Raw genomic sequence first — 25,042 nt, forward strand, 5'->3', positions numbered from 1 at the left:
TCAGACGCTTGCGACCGCAGGTGTGGGGACGAGACCGCGTCCGGTGATGAGCGGCAGTTCGAGTGCGGTGACGAGGCCGGGCTCGGCGGCGACCACCGCTTCGACGGCGTTGACCAGTCGCATCGCGGTGACGATCATGCCGGAGACGTTGTGGTCGCCGTGCTCGCCGTGATGGCTGAAGTCGACGGTCATCATCGGCTCACCGGTGATCTCGATGCGATAGCAACCGTCGCCCGAGTTCGGGGTCGGCCAGTCGGGCCGCTGAGCCGGGTGCGTGCGGGTGATGTGATCGAGGACAACACGTTCGACGCCGTCGACCGTGCCGATCACCTGGAATCGGACCGCGGCCATGGTGCCCGTGGCGATGTCGCATGACACCGTGGAGATGTCCTCCTCGGCGGCGTATCTCTCGACCTTCTCCTCGAGCGGCTCGTCGAGAGTCAGCCCGAGGCCGGCTGCGATCTGACGGACCACACTCCCCCACGCCATCGACAGCACGCCCGGCGTGAACAGCATCGGGGTCTCGTCGAGCGACTTGCCGAACCCGAAGATGTCGCTCATCACGACGGGTTGGTAGTAGGTCGAGTAGTCGGCGATCTCGTAGCAGCGCACCTGGTCGATGCGCTGCGACAGGCTCGTCATCGCCAGCGGCAGAACATCGTTGGCGAAACCGGGGTCGATGCCGTTGACGTGCAGGCTCGCATTGCCCTTCACGCCTGCCGCCTGCACGCGCTCGACGAGGTCGTCGGGGACCACACCCTTCGGGAACTGCAGCAGCACCGGACCCGACGAGACGACGTTGATCCCGGATTCCAGGAAGAAGATGAGGTCCTCGAGGGCCTCGAAGATGCGGTCGTCGACCATCGCGGTGTGCACGATGCAGTCGGGCTCGAGTGCGATGAGTGCGTCACGGTCGTTGGTGGCCACCACCCCGAGGTCACGTCCGAGGTCGGCCAGCTCGCCCGCATCCATGCCGACCTTGTCCGGGTTCGACACCCACACCCCGACCAGTTCGAGTTCGGGCCGCGCATCGATCCCCGCGATCGCGTGCCGCCCCACCGTTCCGGTCGACCATTCCACCACTCTGAGCGCCACCGCAGACCTCCGTGTCCGATTCCGAGTCAGGACCCAGGGTAGAACACGTTCTAGTTCCGGCGCGGTGGATTCGAGATCGTCAGGCGGACCTCAACCACCGCGTGGTGGCCGAGTTGAGCACGAGCACCGCGGTCACGATGGGGAACGCCAATCCGACTGTCGTGCCTACGCCGGATCCGATGGTGGCGGGGCCGTCGTTCACCGACACCCCCTGGACCAGGATCAACCCGACGATCGACGTCAGGATGGTGAGTCCACACCCGACGAGAACCAACGTCTTGCCGAGCACGCGGCGTCGGAGCAACAACACGCCGCCTGCGACGAGCACCACCAACCGGGCCAGAGCCACGATCCCCTCGACGGCGGCGTATCCCACGAACCACTCGGGGACATCGATGTCGGAGATCGACATGATCGCGATGTCGCCGATGATCGCGACGACCGCGGCCAAGCCACCGAGGAACGCCAGCACGGCAACGATCGTGGGAACGCTGGACGAGGCCGGGGCGACAAAGCCCTGCTGCGGTCCGTAGCCGGATTGTCCCCACCCCTGCGGCTGCCCGTACCCCTGCGGCGGTTTGCCGTAGCCCTGCGGTTGGCCATAGCCCTGCGGTTGGCCGTAGGGCTGGGTCTGCTCATATCCGGGCGGAGGCCCGTAGTACTGCGGCGGCGGGCCGTAACCCGGGGGCGGTCCGTAGTTCTGCGGCGGGCCGTACCCGGGAGGCGGTCCGTAGCCCTGCGGCGGACCGTACGGATACTGCGGACCCGCCTGCGAGGGGTCGCTCTCACCCGGCGAGGGGTTGTTCGTGGTCACCTGGGGCCTCCGTGATCGGGGTGTGCTCAGCCGAACAGCGCGGGCAGTGTCGCCTCGTGGACGGTGCGGAGTTCGGTCAACGGCACCGAGAAGTGGTCCTGGACCTCGACCGAGTCGCTGCCCTGGTCGACCACACCGATACGCGTCCACGGCATCTCACGCGCGGTGAGCATCGCGCAGAACCGCGTCTCCTCGGTCCGCGGGACCGCCACCAGCACGCGCCCGGCCGACTCGGAGAACAACCACACGAACGGGTCGGCGCCCTCGGGGAGGATGATGCGGCAGCCGGTCTCACCCGCGAGCGCGGACTCGACGACGGTCTGGATGAGCCCACCCTCGGAGAGGTCGTGTGCCGCGGAGATCAAGCCGTCCCGCGACGCCGCGGTGAGGATCGCGCCGAGCAGTCGCTCGCGTTCGAGGTCGACCTCCGGCGGGACACCGCCGAGGTGATCGTGGGTGACCTGCGCCCAGATCGATCCGTCGAGTTCGTCTTTCGTGTCACCCATGAGGATCAACGTCTCGCCGGGCTCGGTTCCGAAGCCGGTGGGGATACGGCGGTGGACATCATCGATGACCCCGAGGACACCGACCACGGGCGTCGGCAGGATGGGGGTCGACCCGGTCTGGTTGTAGAAGCTGACGTTGCCGCCGCACACCGGGATGCCCAGCTGCGCACAACCGTCGGCCAATCCCTTGACCGCTTCGGAGAACTGCCACATGACCGCCGGGTCCTCGGGCGAACCGAAGTTCAGGCAGTTGGTGACGGCCTTCGGCGTGGCCCCGGCGACCACGACGTTGCGGTACGCCTCGGCCAGGGCCAACTGCGCCCCGCGGTAGGGGTCGAGATAGGTGTAGCGACCCGACGCATCGGTCGCGAGAGCGATTCCGCGGCCGGTGGATTCGTCGATCCGGATGACGCCGGAGTCGGCGTTCTCGGCCAGCACGGTGTTGCCGCGAACGTAGCGGTCGTACTGCTCGGTGATGAACTTGCGGCTGCACAGTGCCGGCGAGGCCAGCATCGTCAACAAGGTGGAGCGCAGTTCGTCGTCGGAGGACGGACGGTCGAGGGTCGTCGAGCTCGACGAGACGACCTCGTCCTGCCATTCCGGACGCTCCACCGGACGCTGGTACACCGGGCCCTCGTGGGCGACGGTGCGCGGCGGCACGTCGACGACGGTCTCACCGTGCCAGGTGATCTCGAGATGCTCACCGTCGGTGACCTCTCCGATGACGGTGGCGAGCACGTCCCACTTGCGGCACACCGCGAGGAACGCGTCGACGTTCTCCGGCGTCACCACGGCGCACATGCGCTCCTGGGACTCGCTGGAGAGGACCTCGGCCGGGGTCATGCCCTCGGCGCGCATGGGCACGGTCTCGAGCTGGATGCTCATGCCACCGTCGCCCGCGGACGCCAGTTCGGATGTGGCGCACGACAACCCGGCGCCGCCGAGATCCTGGATGCCGACGACCAGACCTGCGTGGTAGAGCTCGAGACAGCACTCGATGAGCACCTTCTCGGTGAACGGGTCACCGACCTGCACCGCGGGCAGCTTCTTGCGGTTCGGGCCGGATTCGCCGGTGTCGTCGAAGGTCTCGGACGCGAGCACCGACACGCCGCCGATGCCGTCGAGACCGGTCCGTGCGCCGAACAGGATGATCTTGTTGCCCGCACCGGAGGCGAAGGCGAGCTGCAGATCCTCGACCCGGAGCACACCCGCGCACAGCGCGTTGACCAACGGGTTGCCCGCGTAGCTGGCGTCGAACACGGTCTCGCCGCCGACGTTGGGCAGGCCGAGCGAGTTGCCGTAGCCGCCCACGCCGCGCACGACACCGTCGACGACGCGACGGGTGTCGGGGGCGTCGGCCGCGCCGAACCGCAGCTGGTCCATCACGGCGATCGGACGGGCGCCCATGGCCATGATGTCGCGGACGATGCCCCCGACACCGGTGGCCGCACCCTGATACGGCTCGACGTAGGACGGGTGGTTGTGCGACTCGACCTTGAAGGTCACCGCCCAGCCGTCGCCGATGTCGACGACGCCGGCGTTCTCGCCGATACCGGCCAGCATCGACGACCGCATCTCGTCGGTGGTGGTCTCACCGAAGTACTTGAGGTGGACCTTCGACGACTTGTAGCTGCAGTGCTCCGACCACATCACCGAGTACATGGCCAGCTCGGCATCGGTGGGGCGGCGGCCGAGGATCTCGCGGATCCGTGCGTACTCGTCCTCTTTCAGTCCGAGTTCGCGGAAGGGTTGTGGGTCATCGGGCGTCTGCGCTGCATGGCTGACGGTGTCGACGGACAAGGCGTCTCCGGTCCTCGAGGTGGGCGGCGTGCCGATGGATCGGCTCGGGGGAGATTGTATCCGCGCACCTCGACGGTCGCTTCCGGGTGCCGACCCGTGCGGCGGCGGCTTGACCGCGCGATACCCTGAGCGCCGTAACCGTAGATCTGTGCGGCCGATGTGCCGTACGTCGCGAGACACGCTGGGGGTCGTGGAAGTGGGCGATATTCGTCAGGCACGCCAACTGTTCGACTTGGCGGTGTTGTCGCTCGGCATCCCCGTCGACGGCCAGGAGGCCGCTCGCGATCCTGCTCAGGCGGCGCTGGCCTTCCAGCGGGCGAGCGAGCAGGCCCCGGAGATGTGCGACGCCTGGCTGGGGCGGATCGCCTGCGGGGACAACTCGCCGTACATCCTGCACAACCTCTATCAGACGCGTCGGTCCCTGAACGGCGAGCTGCGTCGGCTCGGGTTGCCCCCGCGCACGCTGGTCGGGCGGTTCGCGACCGGGCTCTACATCGACTACCCGATCAGCGACATCGTCGAGGTCATCTCGGCGTACGCGGCGTCGCTCATCGAGGGCCAGGACTACACCGGCGCCGAGCAGGTGCTCGACGAGATCCCCGCGGAGTCGGTCACGCCGATCGCGACCTATGTCCGCGCGATGCTGCACTACTTCACCCAGCGATGGCCCGACGTGCTGACGACGCTGGCGGCGTCGGCGCGCTGGGAGGACCCTTACATGCTGGCCGCGGCGAACGTGATGGCCGGAGCGGCGTGTGCCCAGCTGGGCATGTTCACCGAGGCGAATCGCCGCCTCGAGGAAGCCGAGTCGGGGCCGATCCCCGGTGCGGCCACCGCCGCGATGTACACCCACGGACTGGTGCAGCGCGAAGAAGGCCACGAGGACAAGGCCGTCGCACTGTTCGAGCAGGTCTACGCCCGCGATCCCGGTTTCGGTGGGGTCAGCGACGCGATGCGTAACCCGAAGTTCCGCCTCCTGGTCGTCGATCCCGAGCGCATCGCCCGCCGGACCGACAAGTGGGACCCGAAGTCGGTGCCCGAGGACAAGCCGCTGGCCTCGCAGCCTGCGTCGGCGGCGCAGAACGACCAGCTCGCGGCGGCGAAGACGGAACTGGAACGTCAGGTCGGACTCGCGTCGGTCAAGGACCAGGTCGCGAAGCTGACGTCGTCGGTGGCGTTGGCGAAGGTCCGCGCGGACAAGGGGCTCGCCAGCACGTCACGCAGCCTGCATCTCGCGTTCACCGGGCCTCCCGGTACCGGTAAGACGACCATCGCGCGGATCATCGCGAAGACCTACTGCGGGCTCGGTCTGCTCAAGACCGACACGATCGTCGAGGCCAGCCGGCGCGACATGGTCGGCGAGCACCTGGGCAGCACGGCGCCCAAGACGTCGGCGCTCATCGACCGCGCGCTCGACGGTGTGCTGTTCATCGACGAGGCCTACACGTTGATCCAGACCGGTCTGTCCGGCGGCGATGCGTTCGGTCGCGAGGCCGTCGACACGCTGCTGGCCCGGATGGAGGACAACCGCGACCGGTTGGTGGTCATCATCGCCGGTTACGACGGTGAGATCGACCGTCTGCTGTCGTCGAATGATGGTCTGGCGTCCCGTTTCGCGCGCCGCATCCGGTTCGAGTCCTACCGTCCCGAAGAGCTGTCCGAGATCGGTGAGGTCATGTCGCAGGCGCGCGACTCGGTGCTCCCCGCGCAATCGGTTCAGATCCTGCACGACGCCTGCCGGCCGCTCTACGACACCGTCGTCACCGACCAGAACGGTGGGCAGGTGCGTCTCATCGACCTCGCGGGCAACGGCCGCTTCGTGCGCAACGTGATCGAGGCCGCCGAGGAGGAGCGCGAATACCGGCTCAGCTCCGGCGACATCGACATCACCGACCTCGACGCCGACGCCCTGATGCGCATCGAACCCGGCGACATCCGGACCGCCGTCGACAGCATCGTCGCGTCGATGAACCTGGGTGCGCGACTGCGCTGAGCTGACGGCCGACCCGTACAACCTCAGAGAGGCGCCCGCACGTGCCGACAGGGCTGAATCGATTCGCTGCTCTGCTGGTGAGTACCGGGGCATTCATCACGGTCGGCGGTTTCCACGGATTCGCGCTCGATCTCCGATCCCCGGATAGTGCGCCGGTGTCGTCGGAAACGACCGATGAGGACTATCTGTCGGTATCCGAGAACATCATCGTTTCCATCGCCGTCGACGATCCTCCGCTCAGCCAGTCGGTGGACACCGACGACCCGAACAGCCCGGTGACGGGCTACCCGCCGGGCCTCTGGGCTGTCTACGAGCCCCTCCGACCCGAACTCGTCGAGGACGAGGACCACATGGACGACTCGGACTGACCGCCGCGGGTACCCGGCGACCGACTTCCACGGGAGGTCGTCCCGACTACTCCTGCGGCGCCGACCAGGCGACCTGGATCAGGCGTTCTCCGCTGCGCTGGACCAGCACGCCTCGGCCCGGCGGGCGCGGTGCGCTCTTGGTCGTCCCCAGCAGGATGCCCTCGTCCTTGGGCGCGCTCATCGCGAGTCCGTCGACCGAGAGGTCCTTGAGGCGACTGATGATCGGGTCGTACATCGACCGCGCGGCACCACCGCTGCGGCGCACCAGGATCAGGTGCAGACCGATGTCACGCGCCTGCGGCAGCAGGTCGACCAGCGGGGCCAACGGGTTGCCGGAGCCGACGGCGACCATGTCGTAATCGTCGACCACGACATAGATCTCGGGTCCCTCCCACCACGAGCGGTTGCGCAACTGTGCGGCGGTCACGTCCGGGCCCGGTTGCCGCTTGAGCAGATAGTCGGCCAGTTCGACCAGGTACGGCTCGGCCTGCTGCGCGGTGGTGGCGTAACCGAGCAGATGGTTGCCCTCCACCTCGCCGAGCAGGCTGCGCCGGTAGTCGACGAGCAGGATCTTGGTGTCCGCGGGGCGCCCGTTGGCGACCAGACCACGCAAAATCGTGCGGAGCAGCGTCGTCTTGCCGCTCTCCACGTCGGCAAAGGTCAGGAAGTGTGACTGCGTCGCGAAATCCAGTGTCACCGGCGCGAGTTCGGCCTCGTCGATACCGATGGTGACCCTCATCGGACTCCGTGGCACGACCGCCTCGGCCCGCGCGACGACGCCCTCACGGTCGACGCGATCGGGCAGCATGCGCACATCCGACGCCGTGCGATCCGGGTAGAACGCCGCCACCTGCGCGACCGCCGACGACACCGCCGTCGACATGTCGTCGGTGGCCGAGGAGTTGTCGAGGCGCGGGAGACCGATCAGCATGTGCAGGCGGTCCGGGCTCAGACCGCGTCCCGGCCGGCCCAGCGGAACCGTCGCGGCGATCTTGCGGTCGACCTCGGAGTCGGCCGAGTCGCCGAGCCGGAGCTCGATGCGCGTGCCGAGCAGGTCCTTGACGACCGGACGGATCTCCATCCAGCGGGACGCCGCGATGATGAGGTGCACACCGAACGAGAGGCCCTGTGCGGCAATGGCGCTGATCGCGTCCTCGATGACCTCGAACTCCGAGCGGACCGTCGCCCACCCGTCGATGACGAGGAACAGGTCGCCGAAGTTGTCGACGTCGAGTCGCTCGTCGCCGGCGGCGCGACGGCGCCGGAACTCCGCCATCGAGTCGATGCCGAGTTCACGGAAGCGCGCCTCACGCTGGCGGAGCACGGAGATGACCTCGGCGACGGTGCGTCGCACGCGATCCTCTTCCAACCGGGTCGCGACCGATCCGACGTGCGGCAGCCCGGCCAGACCGGTGATCGTGCCGCCGCCGAAATCGAGGCAGTAGAACTGCACCTGCTCGGGGGTGTGGGTGATGGCCGCGGACATGATCAGTGTGCGCAGCGTCGTGGACTTGCCCGACTGTGGCCCTCCGACGATGACCGCATGCCCCTGCGCGCCCGACAGATCGAGCTGCAGGACGTCGCGGCGCTGGTCGTAGGGCCGGTCGACGATGCCGATCGGGAACCGGAGGCCGGCCAGACCGTCCGACGCGGCGGCACGCCAATCGCGTGCACGCAGCAGCCTGGTGACCGGCGGCGAATCCTCCAACGGCGGCAGCCACACCTCGTGGGCCGGGCGGCCGTGACCGACCAGCTGCGACACCACCATGTCGAGCTCGGTGACCGTCTTGCCCTCGCGCAGGATCGGACCGGCGTTGTCGGCGTCGGCGACGGGTTGATCGATGATCAGCGGCTCGGGCATCCGCATCTCGGGGACGTGTGCGGCGGTGAACACGCGGATGGGGACACTCGGCCCCGACCGCGCACCGGAGTCGCCGCGGCGGGTGACGCTGCGGGTCGCCAGGTACGGACCCGACACGTAGGAGGCGTTGAAGCGCACGGGTTCCGATGAATCACACTTGAGGTAGGCCGAGCCGGGGACGGCAGGCAGGTGGTAGGCGTCGGGGACACCGAGCACGGCACGGGATTCGCTCGCCGAGAACGTCTTCAGACCGATCCGGTACGACAGGTGCGAGTCCAGACCGCGCAGCTTGCCCTCCTCGAGGCGCTGCGAGGCGAGCAGCAGGTGCATCTGCAGCGACCGACCAAGGCGGCCGATCATGACGAACAGCTCGGCGAAATCCGGTTTCTGCGACAGCAGTTCGGAGAACTCGTCGACCACGATGAACAGCGCTGGCAACGGATCGAGGGGCGCGCCGTTGAGCCGCGCCTTCTCGTAGTCGGCGACGTTGGCGAAGTTGCCCGCCGACCGCAGCAGTTCCTGGCGGCGGTTCATCTCGCCGGCGAGGGCGTCGCGCATGCGGTCGACCATCGCCAACTCGTCCTCGAGGTTGGTGATGACGGCCGCCACGTGCGGCAGCTCGTCGAGACCGAGGAACGTCGCGCCGCCCTTGAAGTCGACGAGGATGAGGTTCAGCGACTCCGGCGCGTGGGTCGTCACCATCGACAACACCAGCGTACGAAGGAATTCCGACTTGCCCGAACCGGTGGCGCCGATGCACAGACCGTGCGGGCCCATTCCGTGCTCGGCCGCCTCCTTGATGTCGATCTCGAGCGGCTGCCCGCTCTCGGTCACACCGACCGGGACACGTAGACGATCACGCGGGGTCCTCGGACGCCACACCCGGTCGGGGTCGATGGCCGACGCGTCGGCGACACCGATGAGCCGCATCAGGCCGGGATCACGCGGGCCGGTGTCGGCGTCGAGGTTGATCAATTGCGCGGCCGTGGCCAGCGAGTATCGCGCCATCCGTCGCGCGATGGCCTCGGCCGTCGCCACCGGCATGTCGTCGGGGACCGCGAAGTTCTCGACGCCGAACGCGGATCGGGCGCCCAGCGTGGTGCCGTCCACGACGAGCTGTGTTCCGCGCCGGGCCGCGAGCATCAGCGGGGTCTCTCCGAGTCCGATGACGGTCACCGAGTCCAGTCCACCGTCGTTGATGCTGCGTTCGTCACCGGCGACGAAACCACCGGCGAGGATCACCATCCACTGGATGCGACCATCGACCGGCGATGCGTTGCGGGAGAAGCGCGGTCGCTCGGTCAGCTCGGGGTCGTGGTCCTCCTCGAACTCGCGCAGCGACTGATAGAGCATCCGCGCCGGGCCGGCACCGTCGCGCCGTTCCGGGTGCGCGACGTGCGGCAGCCACTTGGCCCAGGACCACTCGGCGTTCTCCGGGTCGGAACAGACGATGGCAACCCGCACCAGGTCGGGGCCGTGGAAGGCGCACAGTTGCAGCACCATCGACCGGGCCAGTGAGTTGACCGAGGCGACCGTTCCCTCGATCGAGACGGCCGGGAACGCCCGTAGCGACACCGCCGTCGGGAGACCCCGGACCACTGCGTGCATCCGGATGAACCGACGCAGCGCCATGACCGACACCGGTTCGAGGTCCTCGAGCGGTCCGGTCTCGGGGCGCGCGAGACGGGTGGCGAGGCGCTGTGCCCCGATGCCGAGGCGCACGTGACAGAAGTCGGCGTCGTCGGTGCGTCGCTCCCACATGCGTCGCGATCCGACGGCGGGTAGCAGCGATCCGGGCGAGGGATGCGACCAGGCCAGGGCTTTGAGCTGGGACTGGGCGGTGTCGTCGACGTCCTTGCGGATGCGGCCGAGGTAGCGCAGGTAGTCCTTGCGTTCCTCGTTCAGCTCGGCTGCCTTCGGTCCGCCGCCACGGCCACCGCTGGCGAACATGCCGACCATCGACATGACCATCATCATCGGGAACAGCAGGGTGACCGGGTTGCGCAGCGCCGCCGACCCTGCGGTGAAGAACAGTCCCATCATGCCGACCATCGCGACGATCATGATCACCGGCAGCAGCCGGGAGACGATGCCTGCAGGCACATTCCGAGGGACCTCGGGGGGTGGCTGGATGGACATCTCGCCGCCGGGCAGGCGCGGCCGTGGGGGCCGTGCGCGGCGTACGAAACCCTCAGTCGTCATCTGACCTCCCCGAGCCATAGATCGTTGCGTCGGCTATCGTACGGTTCGCACAGTTGACAGGGAGGCACTGGATACAGATGACGTCGCACCAGCCTGGATCCACGTCCTCTGGACCGGGATCGGTCGTTGCCGCCAACCCCTTCGCCGGCCCCGCCGCGTTCGCAGGTCCGAGCCAGTCCTCGTCGCCCGCCCGCGTCGATCCCGAGCTCTGCCGGGTGTCGGTGCTCTCCGGTCGCACCCAGGTCGATGTCGCGCTGCCCGCCGACGTCCCCGTCGCGTCGCTGATCCCCGAGCTGGCCGGGCTGCTGATGCGCAACCAGTTCGGCGAACCCGAACGCGTTCCCGACGACCTCTCGCTGCACTGGACCCTCGGCAAGGTCGGGCAGAAGATTCTCGACGAGACGCGGACGCTGATCGAGTCCGGCATCGTCGACGGCGACCTGCTGGTCCTGCGCTCCGAGGCGACCACCGAACTCCCGACCGTCTACGACGACGTCATCGACGCCGTCGCGGGCATCACCCGCCGCGAGTTCCAGTCGTGGTCGCCGACCTCGGCCCGCTGGGTGGGAGTCCTCGCGTTCCTGGGGATGATCGCCGTCACCGGGACGCTCACACTGATCGCGACGTGGTCCGAGCACCGCTACGACCTCGGTGCGCTCGCGTTCGTCGCGGCCGTGGTCTTCTTCGTCGCCGACCTCGTCGCCCGCAACAACGGTGGTGACCGGGTGGTCGGTGCCGCCCTGTCCGTCGCGACGTGTTTCTCGGTGTTCGTGGGGTGCTTCGCCGTCCTTTCCGCCGCCGATCACGCGGCCAACGTCCTTCTCGGCGCCGGTGTCTCGATCCTCGTCGCCGTCGTCGCGCTGCGCGTGACCGCAGGCGAACCGTTCACCCACCTCGCGCTGATCACCGTGTCCACGCTGGTCGCGCTCGGTGCCGTCGGGCAGCTCCTGTTCACCGCGCCGGTGCAGCACACCACGGCCGTCCTCGGCGTCATCGCGCTGCTGGTGGCCCTGATCGCGCCGCGGCTGACGATCCTGCTCGTGCGCCTGCCCGTCCCGACGGTGCCGTCGGCCGGCGCCTCGCTCGACGACATCGACCCGCCCAATCAGCAGAACGTGAACCCCGGCGTCGCGGCCATCGGTGCTGTCGCATTGCCGGAGACCGCGGCGCTGGAGCTGCGGGCCAAAGCCGCGAACGCGCACATGTCGGGTCTGATGCTCGGCGCGGCCGCGGTCGCCGCGGTGTGCGCGGTCATCACGGCCGTGCCCGCGCCCGACGTCGACTGGAAAGCCGCTCTGCTCGGCGCTTTGATAGCTCTGGCCACGGTCCTGCGCGGACGGTCACACTCCGACCTCGTGCAGGCCGCCGGGATGATCGGACTGGGTGCGGTCGCCCTGCTCGGCGTGATCGGTGCGCAGTTCTTCGCCGGCGGGGTCTGGGTCGTTGTCGCGGTGGGGATCCTGCTGCTGCTGTCCGCGGCTGCGTTCTACTTCGGTGTCATCACGCCGAACATGGAGTTCTCCCCCGTGCTGCGACGTATCGGCGAGATTCTCGAGTACCTGGTGATCGCCGCGACCGTGCCGATCGCGGCCTGGGTCATCGGCCTGTACTCCCTCGCCCGCGGGATATGACCGTCCGACCGTCGCCTCGGTCCTCGCCGCGCGGGCGAGGTCGGCTCGCGCTGGTCACCCGGGTGGGCCTAATTGCCGTGGTCGGGATCGGTGCCACCTCCGCGATGCCCATGACGGCCGTCGCCGTGCCGGGCATCAGCCGCTCGATCACGCCGCCGCAGATCTCGGGTCCGGTGCCGTCGGAGAACCCGGTGGGCCCGTCGATCCCCACCAAGCGCGCGGTGGCGCAGTGCATCGAGACCATCTCGTCGAAGGGCGACTACATCTCGCGGCCCGCATCATTCGCGCTCCTCGGCGTCGAGAAGGCGTGGGAGTTCTCGCGTGGCGCAGGACAACGGGTCGCCGTGATCGACACCGGCGTCTTCCGGCATCCGCGGTTGTCGGTGACCGGCGGCGGCGACTACGTGTCCTCCGGTGACGGCACGCAGGACTGCGACGGACACGGGACCGCGGTCGCCGGCCTGATCGCGGCGAAAGACTCGTCGAGCGACGGATTCGCGGGCATCGCACCGGACGCGTCGATCATCGCGATCCGCCAGACATCGGGAGCCTACGAACCGGCCGACACGCAGCGGGAGTCCAACGACACGTCGATCAAACCGGACGGCTACGGCGACGTGGCCACCCTGGCCCGAGCGGTGGTCCGCGCGGTCAATCTGCGAGCCACGGTCATCAACATCTCCGAGGGCGCCTGCCGACCGGCCGGGACCGACCTGAACGATCGCGCCCTGGGTGCCGCCGTCAAATACGCCTACGACCGAAACGTGGTCGTGGTCGCGGCGGCGAACAATTTCGGGGACAAGAACGAGGGGTGCGGCACCCAGAACTCGGCCGCGCTGGGCGGAGCTGATGCCGACCCGTGGGCCAACGTGGTGACTAAGTCGTCGCCGGCCTACTTCTCCCCGTACGTCGTCGCGGTGGGCGCCGTCGAAGAAGACGGCCGGCCGTCGTCGTACTCGCTGGCCGGTCCGTGGGTCACGGTGGCCGCGCCCGGGTCGAACCTGGTGTCGCTGAACATCGCTGCCAGACCACCGATCATCGACGCGTTCAAGGCGAACAACGGCTCCAGCCCCCTCACCGGCACCAGCTTCGCCACGCCGTATGTGTCGGGACTGGCCGCGCTGATCCGCGCACGCTTCCCGCGTCTGACCGCCCGTCAGGTGATCGACCGCATCACCCGAACGGCACATCATCCCTCCGATGGACGCGACGGTGCGGTCGGTTACGGGCTGATCGATCCGGTCGCCGCGCTGACCACCACGACCCCGGACGTCGCGCCAGCAGGAGCCGATCCCGCCGACCCCCGAACCGGCGACACCCGCGACGTCTACGCCGCCGAGCCGGTGCGTCCGCAGGTGAACCCAGCGCAGCCCAGCTCGGTCCCGCGCTACGTCGCCCTGGGCGTGAGTGCCGGAGCCGTCCTGCTCGCGCTGGCCGCGTGGCTGCTGCTGCGACGACGCAACGGAGATCGCGACCAACTGCGCGAAGGGATCGACTACTGATGTCGGCTGATGCATGGAAGTTGAGCACTCACGAGTTCCGGTTGTTGTGGGAGTCAGATCCGAGTGGCGCCCCATACCCACAGACATTCGCGTACGGCTCCGTGGAGCTGTTCCCCGATGCCGATGCTCGGCGACTGGCCGAGAAACAGATCCGTAAAACCCTCGACGACGCGATGACTCGGATGAAGGCGACCGCGCTCGAAACGTTTCACCGCCCGACCCTGAGCGTGGACATCATCGGCGCCGCTTCATCGGCTCCGGCAGCGCGCCGGTTCCGCGCACACGGAACGTGGCGTGCAGGATCGGAGATGGCCTATGTGGCCACTCAGGAATCCACGAATGACCTCACCATCGGTGGGGCGGTGCGCATCGCGAGTTATCCGCTCGGCGCGTGGACTTCAGCCTTGCTGTCTACGCTGCCGCATGCCCGTTCGGCAGGTCGGCTTCCCAGTGACACAGCTGTGCCCGTGAAGTACGAGCCGCTGCTGGAGACCAGCGTTACGGCGGTCTCGTCGACAGCATCGACTCAGACCGCCGCTGCCGCTTTCGTTCATCTCGGATGTGATGCTGGAGCCGTACTGACGTTGCGAGCTGGGTCGCTCGCCGATCGCTTCAAGCCCACGACGCTCGAGGTCCACGTCGCAGACATCGACGGCGACGGGCGATATGCGCTTCTCATGGACAACCCGGCGACGGCTCTGCCGGTCGACGACGCAGGCTTGATAAAGCTTGTCAACAAAACGTTGAACGCGGTTCGTGACAGACACGGCCAGAGGAGTGCATCGGTATGACTCCTGTTATCGAGCAGACCATTACGTGTGGAACAAAATCGTTACCAGGCCTTGATACCGGTGCTCATCAGGCCTTTTCCGCCATCGGGTGGCGTTCGCCCGCACCGTAAAGTTCTAGAAGCACGGATCCGTACGGCATGATGAGGACATCTGTCCAGGAGGGGTTGATGGTGAAAACTGAGTCGCGGGGTCTGGTAGCGGTGGTTGCGGTAGTGATCGCCGCAGTTGTAGGGGTGTCGGGGTGCACCAGTGGCACCTCGGGTGAAGCCGGGCCAGCGACATCGGATGCGTCAGCGTCTAACAGTGCTTTGTTGCCTACATCGCCGGGCGTGAAGCCCGACTCGATCGAAGACGTCAACTCCACCAAAGACATGACCGGTGTCGTGACGACCTACAGCGATGCAGACTCACCAAAGAACCCATACTTCGATCTCATCCCTTATGTCTGCCCTTTTCTGCCGGATAGCATCACTCGAGGCAAACTTGGGATGACCCAGATTAGCAATGGATTCGCGGGCCAGCACCGACTGCTCAATCTGTGCAACATGCAAAACGAGGCCGCCCCACTGGGCGGCGCGAGGCTCTCGATCAGCGTCACCTTGCAAGCAACCAGCTTTACGGACGTATTCGCCTCACCGACTCACACTAATGTTGCGACCAGCGTCCCCATCTGGCGCAACGTCACGGGACTGGTCTACAAGAACGCTGGCGACGACGACGACCGGAGTGACGGCACACCTCGGACCCGCGTCTGCAACATGGTGTGGGGCACGTTCTACGGCACAGCCAGAGTTGCCGTCCTCGCTGGCTTCGGGTACCGCGTTGACCCCTGCAGAAAAGTCGTCGAGGTCGCTAAACTTGTCGCTCCTTACCTTCCTTCGAAACCCATCCAAATGCGTCCCACCGAGGGCTGAACCCATGCCCCCCGGACCAATGCCGACGATCGCCGACATCACATCGAATCCTTCACTGAAGTTTGATCCCGAAACCGCTGCCGCCATCAGTCGGCACTGCAACTCCGCAGCTGACGCCTTCAGTAATATTCGCACCAATTCACAATTACTTGTTGATGCAGGGTCCGCAGGAAGCTTTCACTCCGCATCGGAGATACAAAAAGACCTAGGAATTCTCGGAGGACTCTGCAATTCCGCCGTGAAAGGTTTTGCCGATAGTGCGCAAGCTCTTGGTGACGCCGTCCGGGAGGCCGGGCAGCGGATCGTCACGCAGGACTGGGCTACCTCAGCGACATTGAACTCGACCACCGCAAAAGCTGATGGTTATCCCGCAATTGGGGCGTCGTCAGCTGGCGCGCAGGCGTGTCTGCTCACTGATCCGGATAAAAGTGACAAGAATCTTGGCCCGTTCCCGTGCAATGCATCAATGGAGTCCACGCCTGGCGGCGGTGTCGTCGACTGGGGATTCATCAACACCCAGCCAGCCAACTCCCAGAAGCTCACTGAGCTGGTCAAGCTGTGGATGATGGTTGCTCGCGACATCAACGCCACCGCCGAGGTCTTTCAGACGGGCATCGCCGGCCTGTTCGCCTCCGGAACCTGGACGGGCACCGCGGCGAACGCCATCCATCAGTATGTCGACAGCTTCGCGAAGGCGACCACCCAGGCAGGACAGGACGCATTCACCAACTCACTGACCGTGTCTGCGTGGGTGACGGGTGTCCTGAGCACGAGAACCGGTTTCGAAGGACTCAAGCAACAGAAGGAAGCGGAAGCACTGGCCCCGACTAACGCCGCCATATTCACCCCCGCCGCGATGGCACAACAGCAAGCGGCCATGCAAAGGCTCGATCAAGCGGGGCGTGACTTGATCAACACCACCTACAACCCCGCGGTTACGCAAACTTCTTCTGGGCTACTCAACCTGCCCGACCCGAACAGCCCACCCGGAGCCCTTGTGCCTTTGTTCGCGCCCGGCAGCCGCCCCGGTCCTGTCAGTTCTCCCGGCCTGCAAACTTCTTCGAACTACACATCCCCTAGCGGCGGCACTGGCGGTTCCGGCGGTTCCGGCGGCGGCCCCGGCGGTTCGGGAGGTAAGCCGGCCTCCGACGCCGCGCAGACCCTATCGCGCCAGGGCACAGGCGATCCGGCTGCGGCGGCAGCGTCCAACGCCTCGAAGAACGCTGCGGCGCAGTCCGGTCAGGGCAGCCCGGCGTCTGCGGCGCAGTCGGCGATGTCGAAAGCCGGTGACACCGCGAAAGGCTTGGGCGGCAAGAGTGGCGCGTCACCGCTGACCCGGTCGGCCGGGCTGGGCTCCATCGCCGACGCCGAGAAGAGCGCCGCAGCCAAAGCCGCATCGGCTCTCGGCAAGGGCGGCGGTGGAGCCGGTGGTGGAGGCGCAGGCGGTGGTGGCGGTATCGGCAAGATGGGTGGCGCCGGAATCGCTGCCGCAGAGGGCTCATTGTCCGCGCGCAGCGCAGCCGGTCTCAGTGCTGCCGAACGAGCAATGGCCGCACCACAAGCTGCGCCGGCAGCCGGCCGCGCGGGCATGGGTAGCGGCGCACCGATGGGCGGAGCACGCGGAGGCCAAGGCAGCGAGAACGAGAAAGAACACAAAAGCGCCCGCTACCTCATCTCCGAAGAAAACGGCGAGGAAATTGCCGGCGAACTCCCCGACACTGCACCACCCGTACTCGGCGGACTCAACCTCGACACCACCGACAACCCCGACACCACACGCTAGAAAGCGCGACCGCTGCCTAGTCGCGGGTTCGCGATGGTTTTAAGACTGCATCCGTAGCCGCCATTCGCAGACGATCGCGCCGAGTACTAGGGCGCGGTTACTCACCAACCGCTAGCCATCATCGATCGAAGTGCTCACGGAGAGCGGTGCTCAAAGGCGATTAACGGAGCCCGGATTCCGCGGACATCCATGTCGCAGACATCGACGACGATGGTCGCTACGCGCTCGTCATGGATCAGCCGGCGACCGCCCTCGGGGTCGACGCCGACGCATTGGCTCGGCTTGTCAACAAGGTCTTCAACACCGTGCGCAGTCGGCACAACCAGAAGAGAGAATCAGCATGAGACGCACGATTCCGATACTGGCATCATGTAGCGGACAGTCGTACAGAATGAGGGGATCTGGATTGAGAACTTCAGCACACGGCCCGAGTCGGCGGACCACTGCCGTCGCGAGTGCGGTTCTCGCCGCGGCACTTGTCGCGGTCGTCGGATGTTCATCCTCGGCCGAAGGGCCGGACCCGCAAGCCGCGTCCTCATCGTCGAACCCGGCAGCTCTGCCAACGCCGGCGGGCACCGTCCCCGACTCCATCCAAGACATCAACTCCACCAAAGACATGACGGGTGTCGTAACCACCTACAGCAACGACGAAAACCCCTACCTCAAACTCATTCCGTACGTCTGTACATTCTTGCCGGATTCTTTAACTAAACAGGTACTCGGAATGGAGACAAAGCAGACCGGTTTTGGCGGCCAGCACACGTTACTTCAGACCTGCAGCATGGCAGGCCCTAGCGGTCCAAACTATGAACAGATAGGGATCACGGTGACTGTGCAAGCAACTAGCTATGCAGAAGACACGGCATCACCCAAACACACCAATATCGCGCGAGCAGTGCCGATTTGGCGTGACGTAACCGGTTCACTGTATCAAAATCCTGGCGACGTAAGTGAGGATCTCGTGTACTGCAACCTCTCGTGGGGCACTTTTTACGGAAGTGCTGTAGTGACGGTTTACACACGCGACGGATATCGCGCTGACCCTTGCGACAAGGCGAAGGAGTTCGCGCCAAAGATTGCACCACTTCTACCGTCGCGCCCCGTCCAGATGCGCCCGACCGAAGGTTGAAATTGTCAACCCCATCGCTGAGCGAAATAAAGGCCAACTCATCACTCGTATTTGAGCCGAGCACAGCCCGGTTGATCGCGCAGCACTGCAATGCTGCCGTTGAATCGTTTCAAGCTATTTCAGGGCAGGCCCAGCGGCTTGCCAACGCAGGCTTAGCGGGCGACTTCGCATCGGCAGGTGACAATTAGACGAGTCTGAGCGAACTCGGCAATACCTGCTGGAAAGCCGCCAAAGGACTGACAATGAGCACTAAAAAACTTGGCGGCGCGGTACGCGAGGCGGGTAAGCGAATCGAGGCGCGTGACGAGGAGACCGCAAATGCGCTGAAAACGACCTCTGACAAAGCGGGCGGTTACCCCGCGGTGGGCCAGCCGGCCTCGGGAGTTGCTGACTGCCGTCCGTCTGATCCCGTTGGCAAGGATGCGTTTCTCGGTAAATTTCCATGTTCGGCTGGGGCCGAAACCTCTCCAGGTGGCGGGGTCGTGGAATGGGGATTCGGCAACAGCCAGCCCGCAGACCCCGTGTCACTCAACACATTAGTGTTACCAACTGGATGTCAGTGGCTCGAGATATCGCCGCGACCGCAGCGGCCCTTGACGCCGGCATTTCGGGTGTTTTGGCGAACGGGACCTGGACGGGAACCGCCGCCGACGGTGTGCGCGCAGGATCAAGAAGCGTTGCCGATATAGCAACAAGCACAGGTAAGAACGCATTCGTCAACGCCAATGTTGTCGCCGGTTGGGTCGCGGCAGTGATCGGGACCCGAACGGGTTTCGAGGGGCTAAAGTCGCGCCTGGAAGCGGAGAATTCTCGTACAGTACGGCCGTCAGGGCGTCAGGTCTCAGTCCCGCTCTTGTGCAAAGTCATCAGACTGTCGTCAACGGGCTCGACCAACAGGGTCGCGCGGTCATTGATTCCACCTACAACCCCGCCGCAACGAAGACCTCGTCGAGTTTGTTGAATCTGCCTGACCCCGGAAGCCCGATTGGCACACTCATGCCGATGGGTTTCTCGCGTTCGGGCGGCGGTGGAGGTAACGGGTCCGCCGGAACCAGCGCGGCCGGAGCCGGCGGCGGCGCGGCCGGAGGCGCTGGCGGTGGGGGCGGTGGAAGTGGCCCCGCCCCCGCAGGAAACAGAACCGGTAGCGATGCGGCGAAGACACTTTCGCGTCAAGCGACCGGCGACCCAGCCGGTACCGCAGCGTCCAACGCCTCGAAGAACGCTGCTGCGCAGTCCGGTCAGGGCAACCCGGCGTCTGCGGCGCAGTCGGCGATGTCGAAAGCCGGTGACACCGCAAAGGGGCTGGGCGGCAAGAGTGGCGCATCGCCACTGACCCGTTCGGCCGGGCTGGGATCGATGGCCGACGGCGAGAAGAGTGCTGCCGCGAAGGCCGCATCGGCTCTCGGTAAGGGCGGCGGAGCCGGTGGTGGCGGCGCCGGCGGTGGTGGTGGTATCGGCAAGATGGGTGGCGCCGGCATCGCTGCCGCAGAGGGCTCATTGTCCGCGCGCAGCGCAGCCGGTCTCAGTGCTGCCGAGCGGGCAAAGGCCGCACCGCAAGCAGCACCGGCAGCCGGCCGCGCGGGCATGGGTAGCGGCGCACCGATGGGCGGAGCACGCGGAGGCCAAGGCAGCGAGAACGAGAAAGAACACAAAAGCGCCCGCTACCTCATCTCCGAAGAAAACGGCGAAGAGATCGCGGGCGAACTCCCCGACACTGCACCACCCGTACTCGGCGGACTCAACCTCGACACCACCGACAACCCCGACACCACACGCTGATCGAGTGACCCAGACCGTCTACCGGATGGTGGAGGTGGCAGTCACCTCGCTGAGCACGACCACCTGAAGCACGACCGCGACAACGCCGATCGCTATCCCACACACCAGCGCGATCTTGCCCAGTCGGACAACAGAATCCGATGCTTCCTGCGCTTCCTGGACGCGTCCGAGGGCCAACAACGTCGGGACCGACAACGCCTTGCTGAAGGCAACGAAGGCCAACGGCCAGAAGAACAGCAGCGCGGCGACGGCCCAGCCGCCGTTGGCTTTCGGCGCCTCGCGCGGCTTCCAGTGACCCGACGGTGCAGTGGGATCGATCCACTGCTGCTGCTCGATACGGGTGGTGGGCACGTCGTCTGAGTAGTTCATCCCGGGCATCCTTCGATCGGTGCGTCGGACCACATCGCAGGGTCCGCGGCCGTCGCCGACGGCCATACACATTGGATGCACCGAGCGAACGCGATGTTCCCGGCCACTACCTACGTGTCAGGAACCGGCCCCCGGAGGCACGTCGGACTGCGCGATGAGCGCGGCGTTGCGCGCCAACGCCGGGCCCGGAGGGATGAGCTTCACCACCGGGTAGGGAGCGAGAAGCGGTTCCGGCATACCGAGAGCCGCGATCGAGCTGTCCGGGACCCCGTAGCGCACACCGGTGTCGTTGATGAAGAAGTCCGATGCGGCCTGGCCGCTGCCCGGACTGGATCCGGTGGTGCGCACGAAGTAGCCGGTACCGGGCTGCACGTAGGTCAGGTTGGCCCCGACACCGTCGGTCCGTGACCCGACGGAAGCGATCAACTCGTCCTGGTTCTCCACCGGGATCGAGGGCGTCAGCGCCACCGACAACGTCGCCTCGGCGTCGCGGTCCTTGCGCCACCCCAGGCACAGCGTCTGCTGCGTCGTGCCGTCCACCTCGGCGGGCGCGGTCTCCGGATACCCGTCGAGCGACAACGTGTCCACCCGCGGAACCGTCGCGATCGCGTTCGGCCCCAGCGTGACCGGCTGCCCGCTCGTGGCGATCGACGCCCGGATCAGATCGGCGACGAACGGCGACACCGCCTGGATGCCGGTGCTCAACACCACGAACAGCTGATCCCCCTGGCCGGACGACGAGTCGAGGCTCGACACCTGGACGATCGAGCCGATCCGTGCGCCACCCAGCTCGAATCGAGACGACTTACCCGCGTCGGCGATGGAAGGCTCGGTGATCGGACGCGACGGCGGAACCGAATCGAGAAACGCCGTGCTCACCGACCGCGCCGCGATGGACTGCAGGCCGAGTGCCTGCCGGATGACCGGATCCTCCGGATCAATCTGTGCGCGGGTGTTGCGGTAGACCACGAAGTAGGAGTCGCCGTTGCGCACGAACAGCGCGTCGTTGGTGCCGATGCCGCGCGAGCCCGTGGCGAACTTCGGCGTGCCCGCGACCACCGCAACCGTGGGTGTGCCGTCGGGGTCGCGGGGTTCGTCGAGCCGGTCGCAGACCGTCCACTCGGAGACACCCGGTGCGCCACGGGCGGCGAGACTGCTCGGTGCACCCGCGATGCCGACCTGCGGTCCACGCGGGTAGTCCTTGAGGACCGAGTCCTTCACAGAGTTCGGGTTGGCCGCCGACCCGGTGACCAGACGCGCCGACGCGAGGTTCAACGCGGGCCGCAGCTGCCCGTTGAGCAACACGTACAGCTGGCCGGAGTCCTTGCTCATCAGGATCTTCGAGTCGCCGACCGAGCCCTGCGGCTTGAAGAAACCGAACACCACGGCGCCACCGACGACCAGCAGGGTGAGCACCAGACCGACGATCATCGACTTGACGTGCGCGCTCATCGGATCGTGGATCATCCGGATGTCGCGACGGACCAGCGCATGCTCGAGCCGGCGTAGCAGGAAGCGGTAGCCGCTCACCTGAGACTTGGTCGTGCGCTGTGCCATTACGCCCCCGTTCACTTCTGGAAGGTCCGCTCTCGGCGGACCGCGCGGGTCATCGATCTCGACCATCTGGGCAGCCGTCCAGCCGTACAGAACTGCTGTTAAGGTACTCGACGTGGCCCAACCGACCCGCCTCGGCACCTCCTCTTCGGCCGGCGGTCTTTCCCGGACACTCCCGCTCTGGTCGATCGTCGGTATCGAGGTCGTCGCGATCGCCGTGTTCGTCGTTCTCCGAGCCGCAGGTCAGCCGTTCACCATCTCGGCGTCGATCGCGGCAGCGGTCGGCGTGATCGGCGCACTGCTGGCCATTCGTGCGCCCTCGCGAATCTCGGTCTACGGACGCGTCGGTCGCCGACTCGCCTACTTCCGGCGCTACGGCAGCACCCCGAACGACCCGCCCATCCCCTTCGATCTGCCGCAGTCGGACGGCACGACGATCGGCGCGCGCTGGGCCGACGACCGCCTCATCACGGTTGTCCGCATCGCCCGCCCGGTGTCCCCGACGGTCCTGAAACCGTCGAACTCGATCGTCTCGACCTCTCAGTTGTCCCTTGGGGTCATCGCTAAGGCGCTGTCGCAGTTCGACATCGAACTCGAGTCGATCGACGTGGTCGCGCACGGGTGGCGTTCGCGCGGCGCGGCGCACCTCACCGGACCGTACGTCCGCCTCACGTCGAACCTCCCCACGCTGCCCCAGCAGGACGTGTGGGTTGTCCTGCGCCTCAACCCCTTGCTGTGCCCGGACGCGATCGCATCACGCGGCGGCGGGTCGGCCGGGGTGCTCAAGACGGCAATGGCCGCGACCCGCCGAGTGGCCAATCACCTTGCCCACGAGGGCTACCGTCCGTCGATCCTCACCGCGCACGGCATCTCGGCCATGTCGGCCGGCCTCATCGACAACGCCAACGTCGACGACGCCGCGGAGGACTGGTCGTCGATCACCTACGGCTCGTACTCGACCAGCGCCTACACGCTCGACACCCCCGTCGACGCCGCGCTCAGCAACGCCATCTGGACCGTCCCGAGCGCGTCGACCACCTGCGCCATCCGGCTCACCCGCGACGGCGACAAGTACGCGCTGTCGACAGTGATCCGTTACGCGACCATCGGCGACCTCGCCCTCAACCCGCCGGAAGCCCTGCGGCGCCTCGTCGGTCGGCAGCGACCCGCACTGAACCGCACGCTCCCGGTCGGCAGCGACGATGTGGCGTCCCTGCCGGTGATCTCGCTCGATCTCGACGAGCTCGACGCCATCCGGGTCGTCGACGGCGGGCACGGCCAACTCTTCGGCGCCGACGTCCGCGGTGAGGCGATCGCCGTCCCGCTGTTCGGATCCGATGTACGTCGCGTCGATGTCTACGGCTCGGCGTACCTCACCCAGCAGATCGTCGCCCGTGCCATCGCGGTCGGCGCGAAGGTCATCATCAAGACCGACCGCCCGGACTCGTGGCGACCACTGGTGTCGAACGTGAACGACGCACGGACCGTGTTCATGACGTCGCCCATCGAACAGAGCCACACCGCAGCGATGTTCACGCTGTGCATCCTCGACGCCCGCGAGGCGACCGAGGACCCCACAGTCGGGACGCAGCTGCGTGTCCATCGGACCGCCGGCCTGCCCGAGCGTCTCGACGACACGTCCGACGTCGCCATCTACCAGCAGCGCGACGACCAGAACCGCGTCTACGTGGTCACCCGAACCGACTCGCTCGCCGTGTCGTTGGTGTCGTTGCCTGCCGAGAGCGCGCTCATCGAGGGTGCACGCCAGGCCCGCACGCCCGAACCCGTTGCCGCCGGTGACCGTCCGGCACGCGCGCGGGTGGCTCCACCGGCGCCGGATCCGCGCGGCCCCGGAGGACCGCCGCAGCAGAACTTCCAGCGTCCGAATCCCGGAGCCGGCCCGGGTCCCGGTGGCCCCGGTCCGGGTGGATCAGGACCTGGCGGTCCTGGCCCGGGGTCCGGTGGTCCCGGTCCAGGCGGACCTGGACCTGGAGGCGCCGGTCCGGGGGCACTCCCGCAACCGCAGCGTCCTCGCACGGCCCCACGGGGTTACACACCGATGGGGCCGCGTGATCGGCCGTCGGGACCGCCCCCGGGCGCGACCCCGAGCCAGCCGGATCCAGGGCCGCCCAGTGGACGACACAACAGGCACTCGCAGTCCGACGACTGACCGCCCCCGGGTCGCTGACCACGACCACATGATCTGACGACGAAGGCGGGGAGTCCCGAATGGGACTCCCCGCCTTTGCGTTCGAGAGTGTGGTCAGCCGTGGAACATCGAGGCGACGCTCTTCTCGGTGCTGGCCATGTCGCCGACACCGTCGGTGGCGCGCGCGATGATCGAGCGGAGAACCTGCTGGATCTCCTCGACGTCTGCGGTCCACTTGCGGTGCGCTGCGTGGAAGGCCGCGGCCGAGCTGGATTCCTGGTTCCAGGAGGTCATGACCTGGTTACGCAGGCCCTCCATCTCCTGGACGAGGCCAGTGAACTCGTTCTCACGAGCCTTGATGTCGTTGAGGTGCTCGAGAACTCCTGCGGAGTAGACGATCGGTGCTTCAGACATGTGTCTGTCCTTTCGAGAAAGTGGTCGGGTGGTCGATCAGAAGTTCAGGCCGCTGCCGGATCCCTTGATGGCCTGGGTGTTGCTCTCGTCGGATCCGCTCAACTTCTGCGCACCGGTGGTCACCGAGTCGAGGATCTCCTGCATCGCGTTGTTGAGCTTGCCCGACGCCGCCTGGTAGCGGGTCGTGACGTCGCCGAACGCGGAGGAGGCCTGACCGCCCCACACGGCGGGCGAGATCGCGGCGTCCACCGAGGCCTGGGTCTTGGTGAGAGTGGACTTCATGTGACTCCGGACCTCTTCGCCCTTCCTGGTGAAGGCAGCGACGGCCGCGGGATCAATATCTGTCTTGCTCATTTCAGTTTCCCTTCAAAGTGTCCGACCATCGGAC

18 protein-coding genes are annotated in these 25,042 nt (G+C 66.8%); 10 read left to right on the forward strand and 8 right to left on the reverse strand.

Annotation, left to right across the window (positions count from 1 at the left end; genetic code table 11):
- The 3 genes from LX13_RS04705 to purL all read right to left on the reverse strand — a co-directional run bounded on the left by LX13_RS04705 (window position 1) and on the right by purL (window position 4,215).
- Window positions 1-1,095, reverse strand: coding sequence for an NAD(P)H-dependent amine dehydrogenase family protein (locus tag LX13_RS04705; RefSeq protein ID WP_253660124.1), 1,095 nt, complete (start codon window positions 1,093-1,095; stop codon window positions 1-3).
- Window positions 1,096-1,174: 79 nt separating this feature from the next.
- Window positions 1,175-1,909: a hypothetical protein gene (locus LX13_RS04710; RefSeq protein ID WP_253660125.1), complete on the reverse strand. Its 735-nt coding sequence runs from the start codon at window positions 1,907-1,909 to the stop codon at window positions 1,175-1,177.
- Window positions 1,910-1,935: 26 nt separating this feature from the next.
- The gene (gene purL, locus LX13_RS04715) at window positions 1,936-4,215 is read right to left on the reverse strand and encodes a phosphoribosylformylglycinamidine synthase subunit PurL (RefSeq protein ID WP_253660126.1); all 2,280 of its coding nucleotides are present in this window, start codon (window positions 4,213-4,215) and stop codon (window positions 1,936-1,938) included.
- A gap of 196 nt (window positions 4,216-4,411) precedes the next feature.
- On the opposite strand from purL, the gene eccA reads away from it, so the two are divergent.
- Window positions 4,412-6,208 carry a type VII secretion AAA-ATPase EccA gene (gene eccA, locus LX13_RS04720; protein ID WP_253660567.1) on the forward strand — a complete coding sequence of 599 codons (1,797 nt, stop codon included), beginning with the start codon at window positions 4,412-4,414 and terminating at the stop codon, window positions 6,206-6,208.
- A 77-nt stretch (window positions 6,209-6,285) separates the two neighbouring features.
- On the forward strand, window positions 6,286-6,576 hold the full coding sequence (locus LX13_RS23620) for a hypothetical protein (protein WP_253660127.1): 291 nt from the start codon (window positions 6,286-6,288) through the stop codon (window positions 6,574-6,576).
- Between the two features lie 46 nt (window positions 6,577-6,622).
- Here LX13_RS23620 and eccCa read toward each other — a convergent pair whose 3' ends face one another.
- Complete coding sequence (gene eccCa / locus LX13_RS04730; RefSeq protein ID WP_253660128.1) at window positions 6,623-10,639, reverse strand: type VII secretion protein EccCa; 4,017 nt, start codon at window positions 10,637-10,639, stop codon at window positions 6,623-6,625.
- A gap of 77 nt (window positions 10,640-10,716) precedes the next feature.
- Here eccCa and eccD point away from each other — a divergent pair, with 77 nt between their 5' ends.
- The 7 genes from eccD to LX13_RS04765 all read left to right on the forward strand — a co-directional run bounded on the left by eccD (window position 10,717) and on the right by LX13_RS04765 (window position 20,168).
- A complete protein-coding gene (eccD, locus tag LX13_RS04735) occupies window positions 10,717-12,270 on the forward strand; it encodes a type VII secretion integral membrane protein EccD (protein WP_253660129.1) in 1,554 nt (517 codons plus the stop codon).
- A 62-nt stretch (window positions 12,271-12,332) separates the two neighbouring features.
- Window positions 12,333-13,772: a type VII secretion-associated serine protease mycosin gene (gene mycP / locus LX13_RS04740; protein ID WP_253660130.1), complete on the forward strand. Its 1,440-nt coding sequence runs from the start codon at window positions 12,333-12,335 to the stop codon at window positions 13,770-13,772.
- A 101-nt stretch (window positions 13,773-13,873) separates the two neighbouring features.
- A complete protein-coding gene (locus LX13_RS04745; RefSeq protein WP_253660131.1) occupies window positions 13,874-14,563 on the forward strand; it encodes a hypothetical protein in 690 nt (229 codons plus the stop codon).
- Between the two features lie 329 nt (window positions 14,564-14,892).
- A complete protein-coding gene (locus LX13_RS04750) occupies window positions 14,893-15,477 on the forward strand; it encodes a hypothetical protein (protein ID WP_253660132.1) in 585 nt (194 codons plus the stop codon).
- 19 nt (window positions 15,478-15,496) lie between these two features.
- Window positions 15,497-17,260: a hypothetical protein gene (locus LX13_RS04755; protein WP_253660133.1), complete on the forward strand. Its 1,764-nt coding sequence runs from the start codon at window positions 15,497-15,499 to the stop codon at window positions 17,258-17,260.
- Between the two features lie 406 nt (window positions 17,261-17,666).
- Entirely contained in the window at window positions 17,667-18,389 is a 723-nt protein-coding gene (locus LX13_RS04760) for a hypothetical protein (RefSeq protein WP_253660134.1), read from the forward strand.
- A 1,272-nt stretch (window positions 18,390-19,661) separates the two neighbouring features.
- The gene (locus LX13_RS04765; protein ID WP_253660135.1) at window positions 19,662-20,168 is read left to right on the forward strand and encodes a hypothetical protein; all 507 of its coding nucleotides are present in this window, start codon (window positions 19,662-19,664) and stop codon (window positions 20,166-20,168) included.
- An 18-nt stretch (window positions 20,169-20,186) separates the two neighbouring features.
- Here the strand turns inward: LX13_RS04765 and LX13_RS04770 are convergent, their stop codons facing one another.
- Entirely contained in the window at window positions 20,187-20,537 is a 351-nt protein-coding gene (locus LX13_RS04770) for a CD225/dispanin family protein (protein ID WP_253660136.1), read from the reverse strand.
- A 117-nt stretch (window positions 20,538-20,654) separates the two neighbouring features.
- On the reverse strand, window positions 20,655-22,094 hold the full coding sequence (gene eccB / locus LX13_RS04775; RefSeq protein ID WP_253660137.1) for a type VII secretion protein EccB: 1,440 nt from the start codon (window positions 22,092-22,094) through the stop codon (window positions 20,655-20,657).
- Window positions 22,095-22,206: 112 nt separating this feature from the next.
- Here eccB and eccE point away from each other — a divergent pair, with 112 nt between their 5' ends.
- On the forward strand, window positions 22,207-24,261 hold the full coding sequence (eccE, locus tag LX13_RS04780; RefSeq protein ID WP_253660138.1) for a type VII secretion protein EccE: 2,055 nt from the start codon (window positions 22,207-22,209) through the stop codon (window positions 24,259-24,261).
- A 93-nt stretch (window positions 24,262-24,354) separates the two neighbouring features.
- On the opposite strand, the gene LX13_RS04785 is transcribed toward eccE, so the two are convergent.
- Both LX13_RS04785 and LX13_RS04790 read right to left on the reverse strand, forming a co-directional pair.
- The gene (locus tag LX13_RS04785) at window positions 24,355-24,654 is read right to left on the reverse strand and encodes a WXG100 family type VII secretion target (RefSeq protein WP_253660139.1); all 300 of its coding nucleotides are present in this window, start codon (window positions 24,652-24,654) and stop codon (window positions 24,355-24,357) included.
- A gap of 36 nt (window positions 24,655-24,690) precedes the next feature.
- Complete coding sequence (locus LX13_RS04790; protein ID WP_188485732.1) at window positions 24,691-25,008, reverse strand: WXG100 family type VII secretion target; 318 nt, start codon at window positions 25,006-25,008, stop codon at window positions 24,691-24,693.
- Between the last annotated feature and the right edge of the window lie 34 nt (window positions 25,009-25,042).

This window comes from Williamsia maris (assembly GCF_024171815.1).
GTDB classification, from domain to species: Bacteria; Actinomycetota; Actinomycetes; order Mycobacteriales; family Mycobacteriaceae; genus Williamsia_A; species Williamsia_A maris.

What these genes read in the sequence shown, in the direction of transcription:
- eccCa (WP_253660128.1), bottom strand. Translation starts at nt 10,639, where the DNA reads ATGACGACTGAGGGTTTCGTACGCCGCGCACGGCCCCCACGGCCGCGC.
- eccD (WP_253660129.1), top strand. Translation starts at nt 10,717, where the DNA reads ATGACGTCGCACCAGCCTGGATCCACGTCCTCTGGACCGGGATCGGTC.
- LX13_RS04755 (WP_253660133.1), top strand. Translation starts at nt 15,497, where the DNA reads ATGCCGACGATCGCCGACATCACATCGAATCCTTCACTGAAGTTTGAT.
- LX13_RS04765 (WP_253660135.1), top strand. Translation starts at nt 19,662, where the DNA reads ATGTCGAAAGCCGGTGACACCGCAAAGGGGCTGGGCGGCAAGAGTGGC.
- LX13_RS04770 (WP_253660136.1), bottom strand. Translation starts at nt 20,537, where the DNA reads ATGAACTACTCAGACGACGTGCCCACCACCCGTATCGAGCAGCAGCAG.
- eccB (WP_253660137.1), bottom strand. Translation starts at nt 22,094, where the DNA reads ATGGCACAGCGCACGACCAAGTCTCAGGTGAGCGGCTACCGCTTCCTG.
- LX13_RS04785 (WP_253660139.1), bottom strand. Translation starts at nt 24,654, where the DNA reads ATGTCTGAAGCACCGATCGTCTACTCCGCAGGAGTTCTCGAGCACCTC.
- LX13_RS04790 (WP_188485732.1), bottom strand. Translation starts at nt 25,008, where the DNA reads ATGAGCAAGACAGATATTGATCCCGCGGCCGTCGCTGCCTTCACCAGG.